Origin of the sequence: Streptomyces sp. Alt3 (assembly GCF_030719215.1) — a bacterium.
GTDB lineage: Bacteria > Actinomycetota > Actinomycetes > Streptomycetales > Streptomycetaceae > Streptomyces > Streptomyces glycanivorans.
On the sequence record NZ_CP120983.1, the window covers coordinates 7,246,088 to 7,264,597 of the forward strand.

The 18,510-nt window shown below is 71.0% G+C and carries 17 protein-coding genes; 6 read left to right on the top strand and 11 right to left on the bottom strand.

The window, feature by feature from the left end:
• Positions 1 to 106: 106 nt before the first annotated feature.
• Positions 107 to 4,300 (top strand): bifunctional nitrate reductase/sulfite reductase flavoprotein subunit alpha, encoded by a 4,194-nt coding sequence (locus tag P8A20_RS32110; RefSeq protein ID WP_306104749.1) that lies wholly within the window; start codon positions 107 to 109, stop codon positions 4,298 to 4,300.
• Positions 4,301 to 4,302: 2 nt separating this feature from the next.
• On the opposite strand, the gene P8A20_RS32115 is transcribed toward P8A20_RS32110, so the two are convergent.
• From P8A20_RS32115 to P8A20_RS32155, 9 genes are all read right to left on the bottom strand, one after another.
• Positions 4,303 to 5,082, bottom strand: coding sequence for an SGNH/GDSL hydrolase family protein (locus tag P8A20_RS32115; RefSeq protein ID WP_306104750.1), 780 nt, complete (start codon positions 5,080 to 5,082; stop codon positions 4,303 to 4,305).
• Between the two features lie 167 nt (positions 5,083 to 5,249).
• Positions 5,250 to 6,122 carry an undecaprenyl-diphosphate phosphatase gene (locus P8A20_RS32120; RefSeq protein ID WP_147962502.1) on the bottom strand — a complete coding sequence of 291 codons (873 nt, stop codon included), beginning with the start codon at positions 6,120 to 6,122 and terminating at the stop codon, positions 5,250 to 5,252.
• A 171-nt stretch (positions 6,123 to 6,293) separates the two neighbouring features.
• Positions 6,294 to 7,040: a TVP38/TMEM64 family protein gene (locus P8A20_RS32125; protein WP_306104751.1), complete on the bottom strand. Its 747-nt coding sequence runs from the start codon at positions 7,038 to 7,040 to the stop codon at positions 6,294 to 6,296.
• 58 nt (positions 7,041 to 7,098) lie between these two features.
• Positions 7,099 to 7,266 (bottom strand): hypothetical protein, encoded by a 168-nt coding sequence (locus tag P8A20_RS32130; RefSeq protein WP_187282338.1) that lies wholly within the window; start codon positions 7,264 to 7,266, stop codon positions 7,099 to 7,101.
• A 58-nt stretch (positions 7,267 to 7,324) separates the two neighbouring features.
• Positions 7,325 to 8,107, bottom strand: a complete 783-nt coding sequence (locus P8A20_RS32135) for a MarR family transcriptional regulator (RefSeq protein WP_306104752.1) — start codon at positions 8,105 to 8,107, stop codon at positions 7,325 to 7,327.
• Positions 8,108 to 8,128: 21 nt separating this feature from the next.
• The gene (locus tag P8A20_RS32140) at positions 8,129 to 8,344 is read right to left on the bottom strand and encodes a hypothetical protein (RefSeq protein ID WP_306104753.1); all 216 of its coding nucleotides are present in this window, start codon (positions 8,342 to 8,344) and stop codon (positions 8,129 to 8,131) included.
• Positions 8,345 to 8,723: 379 nt separating this feature from the next.
• Positions 8,724 to 9,239 carry a hypothetical protein gene (locus tag P8A20_RS32145; RefSeq protein ID WP_147962505.1) on the bottom strand — a complete coding sequence of 172 codons (516 nt, stop codon included), beginning with the start codon at positions 9,237 to 9,239 and terminating at the stop codon, positions 8,724 to 8,726.
• Positions 9,236 to 10,675: a hypothetical protein gene (locus P8A20_RS32150; RefSeq protein WP_306104754.1), complete on the bottom strand. Its 1,440-nt coding sequence runs from the start codon at positions 10,673 to 10,675 to the stop codon at positions 9,236 to 9,238. The genes P8A20_RS32145 and P8A20_RS32150 overlap by 4 nt, the downstream gene beginning before the upstream one ends.
• Before the next feature lie 50 nt (positions 10,676 to 10,725).
• Positions 10,726 to 11,160 carry a hypothetical protein gene (locus P8A20_RS32155; protein WP_147962507.1) on the bottom strand — a complete coding sequence of 145 codons (435 nt, stop codon included), beginning with the start codon at positions 11,158 to 11,160 and terminating at the stop codon, positions 10,726 to 10,728.
• A 581-nt stretch (positions 11,161 to 11,741) separates the two neighbouring features.
• Here P8A20_RS32155 and tuf point away from each other — a divergent pair.
• The 3 genes from tuf (at position 11,742) to P8A20_RS32170 (ending at position 14,719) form a co-directional block, all read left to right on the top strand.
• A complete protein-coding gene (gene tuf / locus P8A20_RS32160; RefSeq protein WP_147962508.1) occupies positions 11,742 to 12,911 on the top strand; it encodes an elongation factor Tu in 1,170 nt (389 codons plus the stop codon).
• Positions 12,912 to 12,981: 70 nt separating this feature from the next.
• Positions 12,982 to 13,833 carry a patatin-like phospholipase family protein gene (locus P8A20_RS32165; RefSeq protein ID WP_147962509.1) on the top strand — a complete coding sequence of 284 codons (852 nt, stop codon included), beginning with the start codon at positions 12,982 to 12,984 and terminating at the stop codon, positions 13,831 to 13,833.
• 40 nt (positions 13,834 to 13,873) lie between these two features.
• Positions 13,874 to 14,719: a spermidine synthase gene (locus tag P8A20_RS32170; protein ID WP_147962510.1), complete on the top strand. Its 846-nt coding sequence runs from the start codon at positions 13,874 to 13,876 to the stop codon at positions 14,717 to 14,719.
• Here the strand turns inward: P8A20_RS32170 and P8A20_RS32175 are convergent.
• Together P8A20_RS32175 and P8A20_RS32180 are read right to left on the bottom strand one after the other, a co-directional pair.
• Positions 14,681 to 15,991, bottom strand: a complete 1,311-nt coding sequence (locus P8A20_RS32175) for an MFS transporter (RefSeq protein WP_306104755.1) — start codon at positions 15,989 to 15,991, stop codon at positions 14,681 to 14,683. The genes P8A20_RS32170 and P8A20_RS32175 overlap by 39 nt on opposite strands.
• Before the next feature lie 67 nt (positions 15,992 to 16,058).
• Positions 16,059 to 17,102 (bottom strand): DUF8017 domain-containing protein, encoded by a 1,044-nt coding sequence (locus tag P8A20_RS32180; RefSeq protein ID WP_306104756.1) that lies wholly within the window; start codon positions 17,100 to 17,102, stop codon positions 16,059 to 16,061.
• A 109-nt stretch (positions 17,103 to 17,211) separates the two neighbouring features.
• Between P8A20_RS32180 and P8A20_RS32185 the strand changes: the two genes are divergently transcribed.
• Both P8A20_RS32185 and P8A20_RS32190 read left to right on the top strand, forming a co-directional pair.
• Positions 17,212 to 17,649 (top strand): DUF4442 domain-containing protein, encoded by a 438-nt coding sequence (locus P8A20_RS32185; protein ID WP_147962781.1) that lies wholly within the window; start codon positions 17,212 to 17,214, stop codon positions 17,647 to 17,649.
• Between the two features lie 185 nt (positions 17,650 to 17,834).
• Positions 17,835 to 18,497, top strand: coding sequence for a DedA family protein (locus tag P8A20_RS32190; protein ID WP_147962511.1), 663 nt, complete (start codon positions 17,835 to 17,837; stop codon positions 18,495 to 18,497).
• Positions 18,498 to 18,510 lie beyond the last annotated feature (13 nt).

Below are 18,510 nucleotides of genomic sequence, written 5' to 3' on the forward strand. Positions count from 1 at the left end.
GACGGCTGTGCAGGGGACGTAACCACGGCTGTTCGTCCGGTGTGACACCCGGGAAACGGGCGTTTCGTACCGTCGCGACATCAGCGTTCCCCAGGAAAGGCCGTACATGACCGTGGCGAATCCGCAGCCGGACACCCCCGCACAGGTGCGGACGGTCTGCTCGTACTGCGGGGTCGGCTGCGGGATGGTCCTCGACATCGGCAGGGGCCCCGACGGACGCCGTACGGTCCTGAAGGCCACGGGCGACAAGGCGCACCCCGCGAACGGCGGACGGCTCTGCACCAAGGGCGCCTTGAGCGCCGACATGCTCGCCGCCCCCGGCCGGCTGACGACTCCTCTGGTGCGGGCGGACCGCAGCCAGGAGCCCGCACCGCTGCCCATGGAGGCGGCGGTCCGGGAGACCGCGCGCCGGCTCCGCGCGGTCGTGGACGAGCACGGGCCCGACGCGCTCGCCCTCTACGTCTCCGGGCAGATGACGCTGGAGGCGCAGTACCTCGCCAACAAGCTGGCCAAGGGCTTCGTCCGCACCAGCTGGATCGAGTCCAACTCCCGGCTCTGCATGGCCGGTGCGGGCAGCGGCTACAAGCTCTCCCTCGGCGCCGACGGCCCGCCCGGCTCGTACGAGGACTTCGAGCACGCCGACACCTTCCTCGTGACCGGCTCGAACATGGCGGACTGCCACCCCGTCCTCTTTCTCCGCCTCCTGGAACGGGTGAAGGCCGGGGCGAAACTCATCGTGGTCGACCCGCGGCGCAACGCCACCGCCGACAAGGCCGACCTGTTCCTGCAGATACGCCCGGGAACCGACCTGGCGCTCCTCAACGGCCTCCTGCATCTCCTCGTCGAGAACGGCCACACCGACCCCGAGTTCATCGCCGAGCACACCGAGGGCTGGGAGGCCATGCCCGGCTTCCTGCGGGACTACCCGCCCGCGACGGTCGCGGAGATCACCGGCATCCCCGAGGCGGACATCCGTCTCGCCGCCCGCTGGATCGGCGAGGCGGGCGAGTGGATGAGCTGCTGGACCATGGGACTCAACCAGAGCACCCACGGCACCTGGAACACCAACGCCCTGATCAACCTGCACCTGGCCACCGGAGCCATCTGCCGCCCCGGCAGCGGCCCCTTCTCACTGACCGGCCAGCCCAACGCCATGGGCGGCCGCGAGATGGGCTACATGGGGCCGGGCCTCCCGGGCCAGCGCGTCCTCCAGTCCGACGACGACCGCGCCCACGTCGAGGAACTGTGGGGCATCGAGCCGGGAACCCTGCGCACGGACGCGGCCGGCGCGGGAACCATTGACATGTTCCGGCGGATGTCCGAGGGCGACATCAAGGCCTGCTGGATCATCTGCACCAACCCGGTGGCATCCGTGGCCAACCGCCGGACCGTCATCGAGGGGCTCGAAGCGGCGGATTTCGTCGTCACCCAGGACGTGTTCGCGGACACCGAGACCAACGCGTACGCCGACGTCGCCCTGCCCGCCGCACTGTGGGGCGAGGCCGAGGGCGTCATGATCAACTCGGAGCGCAACCTCACCCTGGCCACGCAGGCCGCCGACCCACCGGGTGAGGCCTGGCCGGACTGGCGGATCATCGCGCGGATCGCCTGCGAGATGGGCTACGAGGAGGCCTTCGGCTACGCGGACGCCGAGGAGGTCTTCGAGGAGATCAGGCGGGCCCACAACCCGAGGACGGGGTACGACCTGCGCGGGGTCAGCTACGAGCGGCTCCGCCGGGCCCCCGTCCAGTGGCCCAGCGCCGCCGCGGACGGCCCCGACCGCAACCCGGTCCGCTACCTCAACGACGGCGTCAGCCAGACCCTGACCGTACGCCCCGACGGGAGCGTGCCCCGGCTGGCCTTCCCCACGGCGAGCGGCCGGGCCGCGTTCTTCGGCCGCCCGCACATGCCCCCGGCCGAGATGCCCGACGACGACTTCCCCTTCGTGCTGAACACCGGCCGCCTGCAGCACCAGTGGCACACCCTGACGAAGACGGGGAAGGTCCCCAAGCTGAACAGACTGAACCCGGGCCCCTTCGTGGAGATCAACCCGCGGGATGCCGCCGCCCTGTCGATCGCGGAGGGCGACTCGGTCGAGGTCGCCTCACGGCGCGGCCGGGCCGTGCTGCCGGCCGTCGTGACCGACCGGGTGCGGCCGGGGGACTGCTTCGCGCCGTTCCACTGGAACGATCTTTTCGGTGAGTACCTCAGCGTCAACGCGGTCACCAACGACGCCGTCGACCCGGTGTCCCTCCAGCCCGAGTTCAAGGTCTGCGCCGTGACGATGGTGAAGGTCGCCGCCGTCGTGCCGGCCGCCGCGCCCTCGTCCGCCGGCGTACCCGCTGCCGCGTCCTCATCCGCCGGGGCCACGGTCCCGGCGGCGGTGGCCGCGCCCGTCGCCGCCCTCGCCGGGGTGTTCGGCATCGAGGACACGACACCGCCCGTCCTGGCCGACCACGAGCGGCGTTACCTGTCGGGTTTCCTCGCGGGACTCGGGACCCCGCCCGCCGGGACACCCGTACTGCCGGCCCACGCGCCGTTCGATCCGGACCACGCCCTGTGGGTCAACGGGGTGCTGGCCGGAATGTTCTCCCGTGTGCCCGGCGACGCGGCCCACGGCGCGGAGCCCGCAGGGACGGCTGCGGGCCCCGACGCCGCGTCCGGCCGCCAGGTGGTGGTGCTCTGGGCGTCGCAGACCGGGAACGCCGAGGAGGTCGCCGCGGCCGCGGCCCGGCGGCTGACCGCCGAAGGGCGGCCGGCGACCCTTCTCGGCATGGACGACAGCCCGCTGGAGAGCCTCCCGCGCGCAGCCGACCTGCTCGTCGTCACCAGCACGTTCGGTGACGGCGACGCCCCGGACAACGGCTCCGGATTCTGGAAGTCGCTCAACGCGCCCGACACGCCCCGGCTGGACGGTGTGCGCTACGCCGTACTCGCCCTGGGGGACTCCTCGTACGACGACTTCTGCGGGCACGGACGACGCCTCGACGAACGCTTCGGGGAGCTGGGCGCAGTCCGGCTCGTCCCCCGTACGGACTGCGAACCGGACTACGAGGAGCCGGCCGGGCAGTGGCTCGACGAGGTGTTCGCCGCGCTGGGCGCCCCGTCCGCCCCCGCCCCGTCGGCCGCGCCCCCCGCCTCCGGTTCGGACGCCGCGTCCGCACCCGGGGCCGCACGCTCCCGCCGCGCGGTGACGACCGGCCGGCTCGTCGGCAACAAACTGCTCAGCCTCCCCGGCGCCACCAAGGAAGTGCGCCGGTTCACCTTCGACACGCAGGACAGCGCCGTCCCGCTCACCTACGAGGCCGGCGACGCACTCGGCGTGGAGGCGCGCAACTGCCCCGGACTCGTCGCGGAATGGCTCGCCGTCACCGGACTGGACCCCGCGGACACCGTCGACCTGTCCGGGGCGGGGACCGTGTCCCTGGGCGAGGCCCTGCACCGCCACCTGGACATCGCCCGGATCACCCCCGGGCTGCTGCGCCTGGTCGCCGACCGCACCCACGACCGCACCCTCAAGAAGCTGCTCCGCCCCGACAACAAGGGCGAACTCGCCCAGTACACCTGGGGCCGTCAGGCCGTCGACGTCGTCGCCGAACACTCCGCCCGCGCCACCGCGGCCGAGTGGGCCGGAACGCTGACGCGCCTGCGGCCGAGGCTCTACTCCATATCCTCCAGTCCGCTGACGGACCCGGGCCTGGTGGGTCTCACCGTCTCCGTCGTCCGGTACGAGAACCGGCACGGAGCCGTCCGCAAGGGCGTGGCCTCCACCTTCCTCGCCGACGCGGAAGCGGGCAGCCCCGTCCCCGTCTTCGTCCAGAGCGCCCCGCACTTCCGCCCGCCGGCCGACCCCGCCACGCCCATGGTCATGGTCGGCCCCGGCACGGGAGTGGCGCCGTTCGTCGGATTCCTCGACGAACGGCGTGCCCTCGGCCACCGGGCGGCGAACTGGCTGTTCTTCGGCGAGCAGCGCAGCGCCACCGACTTCTACTACCGCGAGGAACTCGAAGCCCTGCGCCGCGACGGCACCCTGACCCGGCTGGACACGGCCTTCTCCCGCGACCAGCGCTCAAAGATCTACGTGCAGGACCGGATGCGGGAGCACGGCGCCCAGCTGTGGTCCTGGCTCCGGGAAGGCGCCCACTTCTACGTCTGCGGCGACGCCTCCCGGATGGCCAAGGACGTGGACCAGGCCCTGCGGGACATCGCAGTGGCCCACGGCGGACTCCAGGAGGACGCCGCCACCGCCTACGTCAAGCAGCTCGCGGCGGACAAACGGTACGTCCGCGACGTGTACTGAGCTCAGCCCGCCGACACGGCCGCGCTGAAGGCCGGAAGATACGCGGACGCGTGGCCCTCGGCCGTCGGATGGACGTTCGTGCTGCTGATCCACGCGTCGCTCGTGCAGATCTCGTGCCCGGCGAAGGCGGGCCGCCCGTCCGCGAAGGCGAACCCGGCGGCCACGGCACGGCCCGCGATCGTCTCGTTCAGCAGGTCGGAACCCTGGTTGACGGCCGTGCGCTTGGCCGAGCTGAGGCCCCCGAGGCAGAGGCCGCCCTCCTTGTAGAGGTGCGGGTATCCGATGACGACCACCTCGGCGTGGGGCGCCCGGGCGCGGACGGTCGCGTAGAGGCTGTCCAGCTCGCCCGGCAGTTCGTTCACGACGTACTCCCCGGCGGTCCGCAGGGCCCTTTCGCAGGCCGACTGGGTGGAGTACTGACAGCTGAGCATGGTCGACGCGAAGCCCGAGTCGTTGCCCCCGATGCTGAGGCTGACCAGGGTGGTGTCGTCGCCGAGCTCGTCCACCTGGTCGCCGAGCATGTCGGGGATCGTCGCCCCACCGCAGGCGGCGAAGGTGAACGAGGCGGGGGCGTTGGCGGCGGCCCAGAGCGCGGGATAGGCGTTACGGCTGCGTGTGCACGCGACATCGGAGTAGCTGCCGGCGCCGGTGCCCGAGGCGTACGAGTCGCCGAGCGCCACGTAGCGTGCGGCGGCCGCATCCGTCGTGGCGGAGGCCGGGACGGCGACCGAGGCGAGCGCGAGGGCCAGAAGGGCGGCACCGGCCGTACGGGAGAGAGACATGGGGTTTCTCCGGGGTGTGGGAGCGAAGGGCGGCAGGCCCGCGGCCGCCGTGCGACACGACGCCGTGGACCACTCCCAACTTCCCGCCCCCGGGCCCGCACGTCATCGGTGAAATGACTGACTCCCGGACCGTGGCGGTCCGGGAGTCAGGGGCGGCAGCGTCCTTCTCAGCCGGCGGACTCACCCGCGTGGGGGCTCAGCACACCGGCGCCGATCAGGACGAACAGCAGGATGCCCAGGAGCACGCGGTAGATGACGAACGGCATGAAGCTCTTCGTGGTAATGAATTTCATGAACCACGCGATGACCGCGTAGCCGACCGCGAACGCGACGACCGTCGCGAAGATCGTCGGCCCCCAGGAGACATGTCCCTCGCCCGCGTCCTTCAGCTCGAACACGCCGGAAGCGAGGACGGCGGGAATGGCCAGGAGGAAGGAGTAGCGGGCCGCCGCCTCACGGGTGTACCCCATGAGCAGACCACCGCTGATCGTGGCACCGGAGCGCGAGACACCGGGGATCAGCGCCATCGCCTGGCAGAAGCCGAAGATCAGACCGTCCTTGACGCCCAGTTCCTTCAGCGACTTGCGCTCCTTGATCGCCCGGTGCTTCCCGCCTGTCTCGTCACGGGCCGCGAGCCGGTCCGCGATGCCGAGGACGATGCCCAGAACGATCAGGGTCGTGGCGATCAGGCGGAGGTCGCGGAAGGGCCCCTCGATCTGGTCCTTGAACGCCAGGCCGAGGACACCGATCGGAAGGGAACCGAGGATGACCAGCCAGCCCATCTGGGCGTCGTGGTCGCTGCGCATCGCGGAGTTCGTCAGCGACCGGAACCATGCGGAGACGATCCGGGCGATGTCCTTGCGGAAGTAGATGAGGACCGCGGCCTCGGTGCCGATCTGGGTGATCGCGGTGAACGCGGCCCCCGGGTCGTGCCAGCCCGCGAAGGCCGCGGTCAGCCGCAGGTGCGCGCTGGAGGAGATCGGCAGGAACTCGGTCAGTCCCTGAACGAGGCCCAGGACGAATGATTCGAACCAGCTCATGGGGCTTAGGCCATCCCGGAGGTACTCAAGCAACGGCCGACGGACGCGAAGGCCGTCGGCAACGTGCGGATGCGGTCAGAAAGGGAGACGGGACGCCACGGCCCCGGACATCCTCTGTCGGTTGCGGGCAGCGTATCGTCTGCGGGTGAACAGACTGCCGCCTGCCCCTGACTAGGCCGCGCCGCCCGCCTCCGTCGGCGGAGCGCCGTCCTCCCCGGCCAGCCGGTGCCGCCTGCGCCAGGCCACCAGGGCCGCACCCGCGCCGGACAGCACGATGAAGGCCGTCGCAGCCAGGAACACCGGGGACGTCGGCGAGGCGGCCGTGCTGCCCGCGATGACGTACGCCGCCGTGTTCGGGATCGAGCCGAGCCCGGTGGCCAGCAGGAACGGCGGGTAGCCCATGCGTGATGTCGCCGCGCAGTAGTTCGCCGCGGCGAAGGGCACCCCGGGAAAGAGCCGCAGCGCCAGCATCGACCGGAACCCGTGCCGGCTGAGCAGTCCGTCCGCAGCCTTCAGGTACTTGCCGCGCAACAGCGTCCGGAGCGCGTCCTGCCCCAGCACCCTGCCGAGCAGGAAGGACACTCCCGCGCCCAGGACGGTGCCGGCCAGCGCCGCCGCGAGCCCGGCCTGGGCGCCGAACAACGCCCCGGCGGCCAGATTGAGCAGCGGGCGCGGCACGAAGGCCACGGTGCACACGCCGTACGCGAGCCCGAAGAGCATCGCCGCGCCGGACCCCGTCAGTTGGGATGGCCAGCCGGAGGACAGCAGCCGCTGTGGTTCGAACAGCAGCATGGTGACGGCAGCGGCCAGCAGGACCGCCACGAGCAGGGAGAACCGGGACCAGGGGGAGAGCAGCGCCCTCGTACAGCGCACTGCGAGGCCACCGGAGGGCCGTGTTGCGGGGACGGGGTCGAACATCTGGGGAGCGTAACCGAAATGGGTGTGTGATCGTCGTAATGCGCGGGCGGACGACGGGTCACCTGGCCTCCGACGGCTGGGACATCGGGCACGTGGTGAGCGGGGGGATCGGAGCCGCGTAGCCCGGTCCTGCTCCCAGCTCGGCCCGCTCCATGCCCGCCGTCCTGCGTACCAGCCGGCCGAGCGCCGCGACCATCGCCGTGCCCGGCTCGTCCTCCGGCTGCATCCCTGACGCGTACAGAAACCGCCGTGCCGCTGCCCTGGATCGGACCGGCTCCCGCAGATCAAGGGGCTTTCAGCAGGTCCCTGAGTCCGCTGACCAGGGCGTGGATGTCACGTTCCACCGGCGCCTCGGCAGAGGTGGCCGTGGGCGGGCCCTCCGCCTGTGTGCGGCAACGGCGGCAGAGGCCGTCGGGAAGTGCCTCCGGCTCTCCGGGGGCGCCGCATTCGGTGCACTCCATCAGCACGCGGCGTGCCGGTGCTCCCGGGGCGCCCGGTGCCGGGGCGGCGGGCAGGCGGGGCGGGACCTTGTCGGTGAGCCGACGGCGTACGAGGCCCACGGGCGAGCCGACCTGGGAGGGGAGTCCGGAGACGAGGGCCTGGGTGAGGTAGTCCGTGTTCACACCCCGGTCCAGCCAGGCGGCGGCCAACTCTTCCAGCACGGCGCAGTCGGCAGCGGAGAGAGCCAGGCGCGGCTCGACGCGGCCGAGTCGGGCGAGGGCGAGATACGCGGGTGACGGACCGGCCGGAGTCCGCTCAGGGCCCCGTTGCTGGGGAACCACGGCTGCGGGCGAGACCGGTGCCGGGGATTCGGTCTCGAAGGGCCTCTCGGGGGCCTCCGTCGAGGCCGGGGGTGGTGGGGGAGTGGCCGATGCGCACTCGGCTGCCTGGGTGGCCAGGCGCTCCTCGGCTCGTGTGAAGGCGTCCCACCACTCGCCGTCCCGGGCGGTACGGGACCAGAAGGTGCGGGTGACCCAGCGGCTCTGTCCGCTGCCGACGACCTGGCAGCGCACGCGCCGCAGATGACCGGCCACGCCCAGAGCCCGCAAGGCGGTGCCGACGGCCATCTGCCCGTACAGGGGAAGGGCCTAGGCCAGGGACTTGACGTCCATGGCGGCGCCTTCGGGCAGCCGGTCGACGAATCCGGCGATGTACCGCTCGCGCTCCGGCAGGAGTGCGAAGTCGTCCGCGCGAGAGGGGCGCTGGTCGGGTGCGGAACGCTTGCCGTAGTCGCGCTGGTCCCTGTCGTACGGGCGGGAGGCTGCGGGGGTGCGCAGCGCGGAGCTAAGGTGCTCGGTAGCCACGAGATCGCTCTTTTCGATCTTGGGGTGAGACCCCGGCCTGGTGTTCGTTGCACCGCGTCGGGGTCGTTTCGCTGTGGGCACCGTAAGCAGTCGTCGCGCTGCGCCGCAACTCGCTCACGATTGGTCATACTTGCTGGTCGTGGCGGGGTGGGGAAGGTGGGAAGGTTTTCCCGACCACCCTTCTTTTCCCTACCGGATACCTGTATCGCTCGAATCCCGGAGCCCGCATCCCGACGCCCGCATCCCGAAGCTCAAGCGCCGGGCCCGCACCTCGTCGGCGTACCTGCGAAAGAGTGAACCGCCCGGTCCCGGACCTCGAAGCTCAGGTGCCGGCCTCCGAGCTCCGAGCTCCGAGGCGACACACGCATCTCACGGGCGGTCAGAACGCCTGCACGTACACCCGGGTCCTGTCGGCGTCCAGTCCGAGTACGTGGATCTCGATCCACTGGACCTTGCTCCGGCGGCTGTCCCCGACGCAGGGCGGGCAGACCCCGGCCCAGCGGACGCCCTTCTCGCTCTGCGGCTCGGCGAGGCCGAGATGTCCGAAAAGCTCCGTGGGGGACGGGAGATCCTGGTTCCTGGCGCGCAGGGGCTTTTCGGGACGCAGATCCTCCGCCACTCGTACGGCGGTCTTCTCGTCGGTCACGAAGGAGAGCAGGTAGATGTCCTCCTGAGGGTTGATCTGCACGGCGCCCTTCACCTCTGTCGCGCTCTCGGGCACCGTCACCTTCATGAACGCCGATGCCTCCGGGGCGCCCATGTCCTTTTCCCAGTGCGAGGTGCGCCCGTCCGTCGTCCGGTGACCATCCCCGCCGGCACTCGAACAGGAGGTGAGCAGCAGGGCGGCCCCGAAGGCCGCGAGCAGCTGTGGCCGCAGGGCAGATCCGTTGTTCACCGGTTCTCCTCGTCGCCGCGCGAGACGTCCCCGCGGGACCCTTCGCGCCCAGGGTCCGCCGGTGTCACCCCGGGGGCTGAGCCACTGTTCAGATCCTGGGTGTAGGTGCTGCTGCTCCCGCGCATATCGAATTCCTGGGCGAAGCCCACCTTGTGCAGCCGCCCCATGTCGTCGTCGGGAATGGTGACGCCCCCGGGGAACGTCGTCGATTTTCCGGAGTCCCAGTTGTACCGGTCCCACACGTTGACCTGGTAGTCGAGCGAGAGCTGTGGCTTGCCGCCGTCGCCCGGACTGACGGTGACCATGCCCGACACGTTCTGCTGGTGCGACCCGACCGCGTGGAACCACTCGTCCTCCCCGAAGGTCCGCCCGATCGCCTGGCTCTCCACAGGAACGACGACCGTCCTGTCGCCGCCGGCCTTCTCGAACTCGTCGAGGGCCTTCTGACGCCATGCGTCCTGGTTCTCGGTGATGTGAAGCGTGCCGACGTCGGTCCGGAACCCGGAATCGTCGTGCAGGATGCGGTCGACGTCGAGGTCGAGCGGCTCGCCGGTGCCACCGAGGTAGTGCTGCATGTTGCGGGATGCCGCTACCTCTCCTGTGAAATCGCCCCCTGCAGCGATCGCTTGAGCCTGCGTCAGGACCCAGAGGTCGTGAGCGGTGGGATCCTCCGTGTCGAATGCTCCCGAGCCTGCGTCGGCCGGTCTCCACTCGTACAGCGGGGCCATGATCCCCGCCTCTCGAAGGTCGTCGCCGCGCTCCCGCAGCAGGATGCCGCGGGTCACCGGATCGAGATCACGCCACCACTCCGCCACGGCGGCCTTCCCCTTCGGCACGTTGGCAGCCTTGCCGGCCTCCTCCAGGGAGGGATAAGGACTCCTCGCAGGGCTTCTGTTGAAGCCGTTCATGGTCCCGTCCATGATGTCGGAGTCGACCACGGCGGCTGCGAGGGCGAGCCTGATGCCGTCGTCGGCGTCAGTGACCGCCTGGACCGCTTGGTCCAGGAGATCGCCCCACCGGGTCACCTGCGCGCGCACACTTTCCTGGTAGCCGGGGTCATGTACGTATGCACTGCGTGCACTCTGGCTGAGCTGTTCGGTATCGAACGAAACGACGCCCTGATCGGAGACGCGCATGCCGTCCTTGATCGCGTCGGTGTGCACGGTGTTCACCCTGCCGCGGAGGGCGGCGAGCTGGGTGTGTGAATCCCGCAGGATGGACGCAATCGCCTTGGCCTCCTTCTGAGCCCCCTGCAGCTCCTTGAGTGTCACGGTGAACCTGTAGTTCGCGGCATCGGCGCTCTGGCCGACCCATGACGGTCCGAGTGAGACGCCATGGACATCTCGTTCGTACTGCTCCTCGATCGTCTCGAATTTGCCTGCCATCTCAACCCACTTGTCGGCGGCGTCGGTGAGTTTGGACAGGTCGCTGCTCATCACTTCGTGATAGGTCGGCACGGCATCCCCCGGGGCGGTCGGTCGGCTGGTCAGTAGTCGTCGATCGGGGACGGCGGACCCAGTTGCGAGCCGATGCCGATGTCGTCGTTCCGGAAGTCGATGCCCGTCTTGCTCAAGGCGTGCTTCTCCGACGCCAGTCGACCCAGCAGCGCCTTGACCTGCTGCTCCCACGTCCTGTGCGCCTTCTTCAACGCACCCGACGTGTCCCAGCCGTACCCGTCCCTGGCACCGAGCTCCTTGACCACCGCTTTCACGCTCTCGGCGGCGTGCTTGCCGCCCCTCTCGACGTCCGGTTCCAGATGATCGTTGATGGCCTTCGCCGCAGCCTGCTTCTTTTCCGGGCTGGAGGCGAGATCCGGGGCGCCGCCGCCCCCTGCCGCCGGGGCGAGCTGGTTCAGTCGCATCGAGTCCGTGTGCTGGGCGGCCACATCGTTTTTGATCTGCTTCCACTCTTCCCAGGCCATGGGATCCCCCGTCAGTGTGATCACTTGCGATAAAGATACGGAAGTCGGTGCGTCGGCTGACAGCTGGAGCCTGGCCAAAGGTTCGAGATGGGCTGGCTGATGTGTGAGGGAATTCGTGGCAGCGACCCCGTTCTCGTGACGGACTCGTCGTGACGTGGAACGGCCGTGCGAGCCGCTTCCTCCCGGACGACGCCGACCGCACGGCCTTCAGTGCCACCGAACTGCTCTCCGGTGACGGGCCTCCTTCGGGCTCAGCCGCCGCGTAGCGATTCTGCCACTCGGGCCGGGTGGGAGCGCGCGAAAACCATTCGACGCCGCCCCGCCGCTCCGCCATGATCAGGGCATGTTCCGGTACGCCTTCCTCGCAGCGCAGTCCGCAGTCGCGGACACGCCGAAGGCTGCCGTGAGCCCTGCGACGGCTGTCGCAGCAGCAGCGACCGACGCAGCGTTCGCCGCTGCAACGGCGCCCTTCGGCGGCGCCCGAAGCTGACCCTCCCCCGACAATCCGGCGGACCCCGTAAGGGGAGGGTCGGCGGGGCCCTGGGGTCTTCTCTCTCAGCTTCGAACACCAAGGACGAGCCATGCCCAAGACGGCATACGTGCGCACCAAGCCGCACCTCAACATCGGCACCATGGGCCACGTCGACCACGGCAAGACCACCCTGACCGCCGCCATCACCAAGGTGCTCAGCGACCGCGGCACCGGCACCTTCGTGCCGTTCGACCGGATCGACCGGGCGCCCGAGGAGGCGCAGCGCGGCATCACCATCAACATCTCGCACGTCGAGTACGAGACCGACACCCGGCACTACGCGCACGTCGACATGCCCGGACACGCCGACTACATCAAGAACATGGTCACCGGAGCGGCGCAGCTCGACGGGGCGATCCTCGTCGTGTCCGCGCTCGACGGCATCATGCCGCAGACCGCGGAGCACGTCCTGCTGGCCCGTCAGGTCGGTGTCGACCACATCGTCGTGGCCCTCAACAAGGCCGACGCCGGTGACCCCGAGCTCACCGACCTGGTCGAGCTGGAGGTCCGCGAGCTGCTCTCCGCGCACGGATACGGCGGGGACACCGTGCCCGTCGTACGGGTGTCGGGGCTCGGTGCGCTCCAAGGAGACCCACGCTGGACGGCGTCCGTCGAGGGGCTGCTGGACGCGGTCGACACGTACGTACCGATGCCGGTGCGCTACACCGACGCGCCGTTCCTGCTGTCCGTGGAGAACGTCCTCACCATCACCGGACGAGGCACCGTCGTCACCGGGGCCGTGGAGCGCGGGACGGTGCGCGTCGGGGACCGTGTCTCGGTGCTCGGCGCGGACGTGGAGACCGTCGTCACCGGGCTGGAGACCTTCGGGAAGCCGATGGAGTCCGCGGAGGCCGGTGACAACGTCGCGCTGCTGCTGCGCGGGGTCGAGCGCGACCGTGTCCGCCGCGGCCACGTCGTCGCGGCGCCGGGCAGTGTGACGCCCAGCCGGCGTTTCACCGCGCAGGTGTACGTCCTGTCGGCCCGGGAAGGAGGCCGGACCACACCGGTCACCACGGGCTACCGGCCGCAGTTCTACATCCGTACGGCGGACGTCGTCGGGGACGTCGACCTCGGCGAGGCGGCCGTCGCGCGGCCCGGCGACACGGTCACCATGACCGTCGAGCTCGGCCGTGACGTCCCGCTGGAGTCCGGCCTCGGCTTCGCGATCCGCGAAGGCGGCCGCACGGTCGGCGCCGGTACGGTCACCGGCCTGCTCTGAACCTACCCGCGCGGCCCGCCTCCCCGACCCCGGGAAGGCGGGCCGCGCCACCTGCGGCAGACTGGGGGCCATGGCAGACACAGCTCTCGTACTGGGTGCCGGAGGCGTCACCGGCACCGCATGGGAAAGCGGCATCCTGCACGGCCTCGCCAAGGCGGGCGTCGACCTCTCCACCGCCGATCTGATCGTCGGGAGCTCCGCGGGTGCCATCGTCGGGGCGCAGCTCGCCTTCGGGCCGGCCGGCGTCGACGATCTCTACGAGCGCCAGCTCGTGGCCCCGGAGAGCGAGAACGGGCCGGTGGGCAGGCTCGGCCCCGTCACCGTGCTGCGCTACGCGAGAGCGGTGCTCTCCTCCCGCACGCCGGACGACTACGGCCGCAGACTGGGTGCCCTGGCCCGCGACAGCCGGTCCGTGGTGACCGCCGACGAACGGCGGGAGATGATCGCGAGCCTGCTCCCCTCGTCCGAATGGCCCGAGGGGAACCTGCTGGTCACCGCCGTGGACGCCGCCACCGGCGCACTGCACACCTTCGACCGGACGGGCACGGTCCCGCTCGCCGACGCGGTCACCGCCAGTTGCGCGGTCCCCGTTGTCTGGCCCGTGGTCAGCGCGGGGGGCCGGAACTGGATCGACGGCGGAGTGCACTCCCCGGCCAACGCCCAGCTCGCCTCCGGCTACGAACGCGTCGTCGTGATCGCGCCCACCGCCACCGGGAACAAGGTGATCGCCTCGCCCCGCTCGCAGGCCGCCCTGCTGGAGGCCGAGGGCGCCCGGGTCGAGGTCATCACCCCGGACGCGGGCACGCGGAAGGCCATCGGGCGCAATCCCCTGGATCCCGCCGGGCGAGCCGCGGCGGCCAGGGCCGGCCTCGCCCAGTCCGCGGCCCACACCGAGGCGGTCGCCGCGGTGTGGAACGGCTGACCCGGCCAGGAGGACGCCCGGAGCCCGTCACAATGGGGGAGTGAACGAGCCGATACCCGTCATCCGCGACACCGACTGCGGCACCGCCAGGCTGCTGCCCGACGTCGACCGGGACCGGGCCTGGCTGCTCACGGTCGACGGCGCCCCGCAGTCGTACGTCGACCTCGACGAGCCGGAACACCTCGAATTCGAGTACGTACGACGGCTCGGCCACGTCGTGGACCTGGCCGGGGCGCCGGGTGCGCCCCTGGACGCGGTACACCTCGGCGGTGGCGCGCTCACGCTACCCCGCTACGTCGCCGCGACCCGGCCGGGCTCGCGGCAGGACGTCGTCGAGGCGGACCACGGGCTCGCCGAACTGGTCGGTGAGCACCTGCCGTTGCCCGGAGGGGCCGATGTCACCGTGCACGGCGCCGATGCCCGGGCCTGGATCGAGAAGGCACCGGACGGCTCCGCCGACCTCCTGATCGGCGATGTCTTCGGCGGCTCGCGGGTACCGGCGCAGCTCACCTCCGTCGAGTACGCCCGGGCCGCCGGACGGGTCCTGCGCAGTGACGGCGTCTACGCGGCGAACCTGGCCGACGGTGCTCCCTTCACCTTTCTCCGGTCGCAACTGGCCAACTTCGCCGCGGTGTTCGAAGAACTCGCCCTGATCGCCGAACCGTCCGTCCTGCGCGGCCGGCGCTTCGGCAACGCCGTGCTGCTCGCCTCGCACGCCCCCCTCGACGTCGTGCCGCTCATCAGGCTCTGCGCCGCCGACGTGTTCCCCGCGCGGGTCGAGCACGGTGCGGCGCTCACCCGCTTCGTCGGCGGTGCGAAGCCCGTACCGGACAGTGAGGCCGTGGCCTCACCCGAGCCCCCCGACGGGGCTTTCGGCGTCGGCTGACACGCCGGCCGGCTCCGGCACGCTGATCTTCGCCACGGTGCCGCGGCGCGTCAGATTCCGTACGTCGGGAACGAGCAGGACGCCCGCGGTCACCACCACGATGAGGGCGGCACAGCCCCACAGCGCCTCGCTGCGGCCGACGAGCGTCTCCACCGGGCCGGCCGCAGCCGTGGCGAGGGGCACCATCGCGACCGAGCCGAACCAGTCGTACGCCGCGACCCGCGACAGCTTCTCCTCCGGGATCTCCTGGTGGAGGGCCGTCATCCAGGAGACCCCGAACACCTCGATGGCGACCCCGGTCACGAACATCACGGCGCAGAGGCCGGCGACCGGCAGCGGGATCGCGAGCCCCGCGGACGGCAGGGCCAGAGGGAAGACGCAGAGCGTTCCGGCGAGCAGCAGCCGCCGCGGCTTCCACCGCATCATCAGCAGCGCCCCGCCCAGTGTGCCGACGCCGAAGGCCGCGAGGGCGAAGCCCCAGGGGCGGGCGCCTCCGAGCTCGTCCCGCGCCACCAGCGGCCCGTACACCGCCTCGGCGGCTCCCACGACGGCCACGACCACGGAGAACTGCAGCACGACGGCCCACAGCCAGGGGCGCCCGACGACCTCCTGCCAGCCCTCACGGAGATCGGCGAGCAGCCCGCCGCCGGGCAGGCGCGCGGGGATGTGGCTCACGTCGAGGAAGGCCCTGAGCGCGCCGGCGACGGCGAACGCCGCCGCGTCGACCGCCAGCACCCAGCCCGGGTCCATGGCCGCGATCATGGCGCCGCCGAGCGCCGCGCCGCCGATGGCCGCGCCGTGCATGGACATCCGGAAGAAGGCGAAGGCGCGGGCAGCCTGCTCACCGTTGACGCTGGACATCAGCATGCCCTCGGCGGCCGGACCGAAGAAGGCCTGCCCGGTGCCGCAGAGCGCCGTCAGCAGCATCATCTGCCACAGCTCGGCGCCGCCGGTCAGTACCAGCCAGGCGAACACGGCCTGTGAGACACAGTTCAGCGTGTTGGCGGCCACCATCACGCGGTGACGTGGCAGCCGGTCCGCGACCGCGCCGCCGATCAGCAGGAAGAGCACCAGCGGCGCCGTACGCGCGGCGGCGACCAGCCCGACGTCGCCGCTGTCGCCGCCCGACTCCAGAACCGCGAACGCCGCCGCGATCAGAGCGCCGTTGGTGCCCAGGCTCGTGATGATCGCGGCGGCGGTCAGCAGACCGAAATTGCGTCCCGCGGGCAGGGAGCGCGGGGCGGGAGAGGGGGAGGTGGAGGCGGAGGTCACCAAGGGACTATCCCCGCCCCGGCCCCTCCCCGCCAAATGGACGGCCCGGGGGACCCGGGCCGGAGGCTCAGGACGTGGTCTCCGCGCCCTCCGCCAGGCGTACCGTGCTGAGGATCTTCTGGATGGTGGCGTCCGGGAGTTCGTCGTCGACGCCGGCGTTGGCGTAGAGGATCCAGGACGAGTAGTCGCCCTTGGCGTTCTTGAAACTGAACGCGATCGACTTGCCGTCGGTGTCGCACTTGTTCTTGTTGGCCAGCCCGGTGGCGGTGGCCTTGACGACGCTGCCCGACAGACCCGACTTCGTCGTGTACTGCTCGGGCTTACCGGTCTTCACCTTCTCCTTCGGGTCCTCCTGGGCATAGGCGGCCCAGACCCAGTTGGAGGCCTCGTTGGTGGCCGCCTCGTCCGTGCTCTTGGCGCCCTGGGCTCCCTTGGTGCCGACACCGGCCAGACCGGTGTCCTCCTGCTTGCCGTCCTTGTCCGTGTCGTCGCTGCACCACTTCGTCTTGAGGTACGCGGGAGCGGAGAATCCGACCGCCGGAGGACCCGTGGGGTCCTTCACGTCCTCGAAACCGGAGATCACACCGGTGCCCGAGACCTCCCAGTCGCCGGGCACGTCGAACTGCGTGCCCCACTTGGGGTTGGTCACGACCTTCCAGCCCGGGACCGTGGGTGCGGCGTCCTCGCCGCCCCGCGGGTTGGCCGCGGGGGAGGAGGACGCGGTGTCGGACGGCTTGGCGGTCGGTGACGAGGACGCCTTGTCGTCGGCCACGTCCGAGCCGCCCTTGTCGTCCTTGTTCATGACGACGACACCGGTGACGACGGCCGCGATGACGACGGCGGTCGCCGCGAGGACGGCGACGATCGTCGTCTTCTTCTTGTCGTCCGGCTGCGGTCCGCCGGGCCCGCCGGGTACGGCGTACTGCGGCATCGTGGGCTGCTGGTACGGGTTGGGCTGCGGGTAGCCCGGCTGCTGCCCTGGCTGACCCTGCTGCTGATATCCCGGCTGCTGATAGGGATTCGGCTGTTGGTACCCCGGCTGCTGGTACGGGTTCTGGTTCTGGTCCTGCGGGTTCTGCTCGCCCCCGGGCGGCTGCTGTCCTGGCCACATGGCCAGTAACCATAGAGGGGAGGGGCGTCGACTGCTACGGGCGCCCCTGTGAGGGGATGGCCAAAGCCTGCTACTGGCAAGTAACATCGCCGCCATGAGTACTGAAGAGATGACGGTCGGCGAGATCCTGTCCGCAAGCGTCCCGATGGTCCGGACCCTTGGCATCGAATACCTCGAGACGACCGCGGAGCGTGCTGTCCTCTCGCTCCCCGACCGTGCCGAGTACCACAACCACCTCGCCGGACCGCACGCCGGAGCGATGTTCACGCTCGCCGAGTCGGCGAGCGGCGCGATCGTCGTCGCGGCGTTCGGTGACCAGATGGGCCGGGCGGTTCCGCTGCCCGTCACGACCGAGATGGCCTTCAAGAAGGTGGCCATGGGCGATCTCACCGCCACCGCGGTCCTGGGGCGCCCGGCGGCCGAGGTCGTCGCGGAGCTGGACGAGGGGAAGCGCCCGGAGTTTCCCGTGCGCGTCGAGATCCGTCGCGCCGACGGCGCCGTCACCAGCGAGATGAGTGTGGTCTGGACCCTGCGCCCGAACCGCTGACCCCCGGCCGCCCCCGGTGACCGCCGGCGGCCCCGCGGACCCCGGCCGCCCCCGGTGACTGCCTTCCGGCCCCGCGGACCCCGGCCGGGGGCCGCGGCGACTTCTCCGTCCGTCCGGCCCGGTAGGCTGCCCGCCGTGCACCCCTCGTGGTGCGCGGCGGCAGAATTCTCACGGGAGGACCGGCGATGCACGTCCAGGAGTGGCTCGAGACCGTACCCGCGGTCAGCATTTACCTCCTGGTGGGGGTGGTCATCGGACTCGAGAGCCTGGGCATCCCGCTGCCCGGCGAGATCATCCTCGTGAGTTCGGCGCTCCTGGCCTCCCAGCACGGCGACATCGACCCCGTGGTGCTCGGCGCCTGCGCGACGGCCGGAGCGATCATCGGTGACTCGATCGGTTACGCCATCGGCCGCAGGGGAGGGCGCCCGCTGCTCGCCTGGCTCGGCGGCAGATTCCCCAAGCACTTCGGGGCGCCCCAGATCGCCCTGGCGGAGCGGTCGTTCGAGAAGTGGGGCATGTGGGCCGTCTTCTTCGGCCGCTTCGTCGCACTGCTCCGGATCTTCGCAGGGCCGCTGGCCGGCGTGCTGCGCATGCCGTACTGGAAGTTCCTGATCGCCAACGTGCTCGGCGGCATCCTCTGGGCCGGCGGCACCACCGCCGTCATCTACTCGGTGGGCGTCGTCGCCGAGGCGTGGCTCAAGCGCTTCTCGTGGCTGGGACTCGTGGCCGCCGTACTGATCGGTGTGATCTCGATGCTCGTGCTGAAGAACCGCGCCAAGAAGGCCGCGGAACAGGCCGGCGGCCCGGTGCCGGCGCCCGAGCCGGACGCGGTCCCCGCAGCCGACTGATCCTGTGGACGCC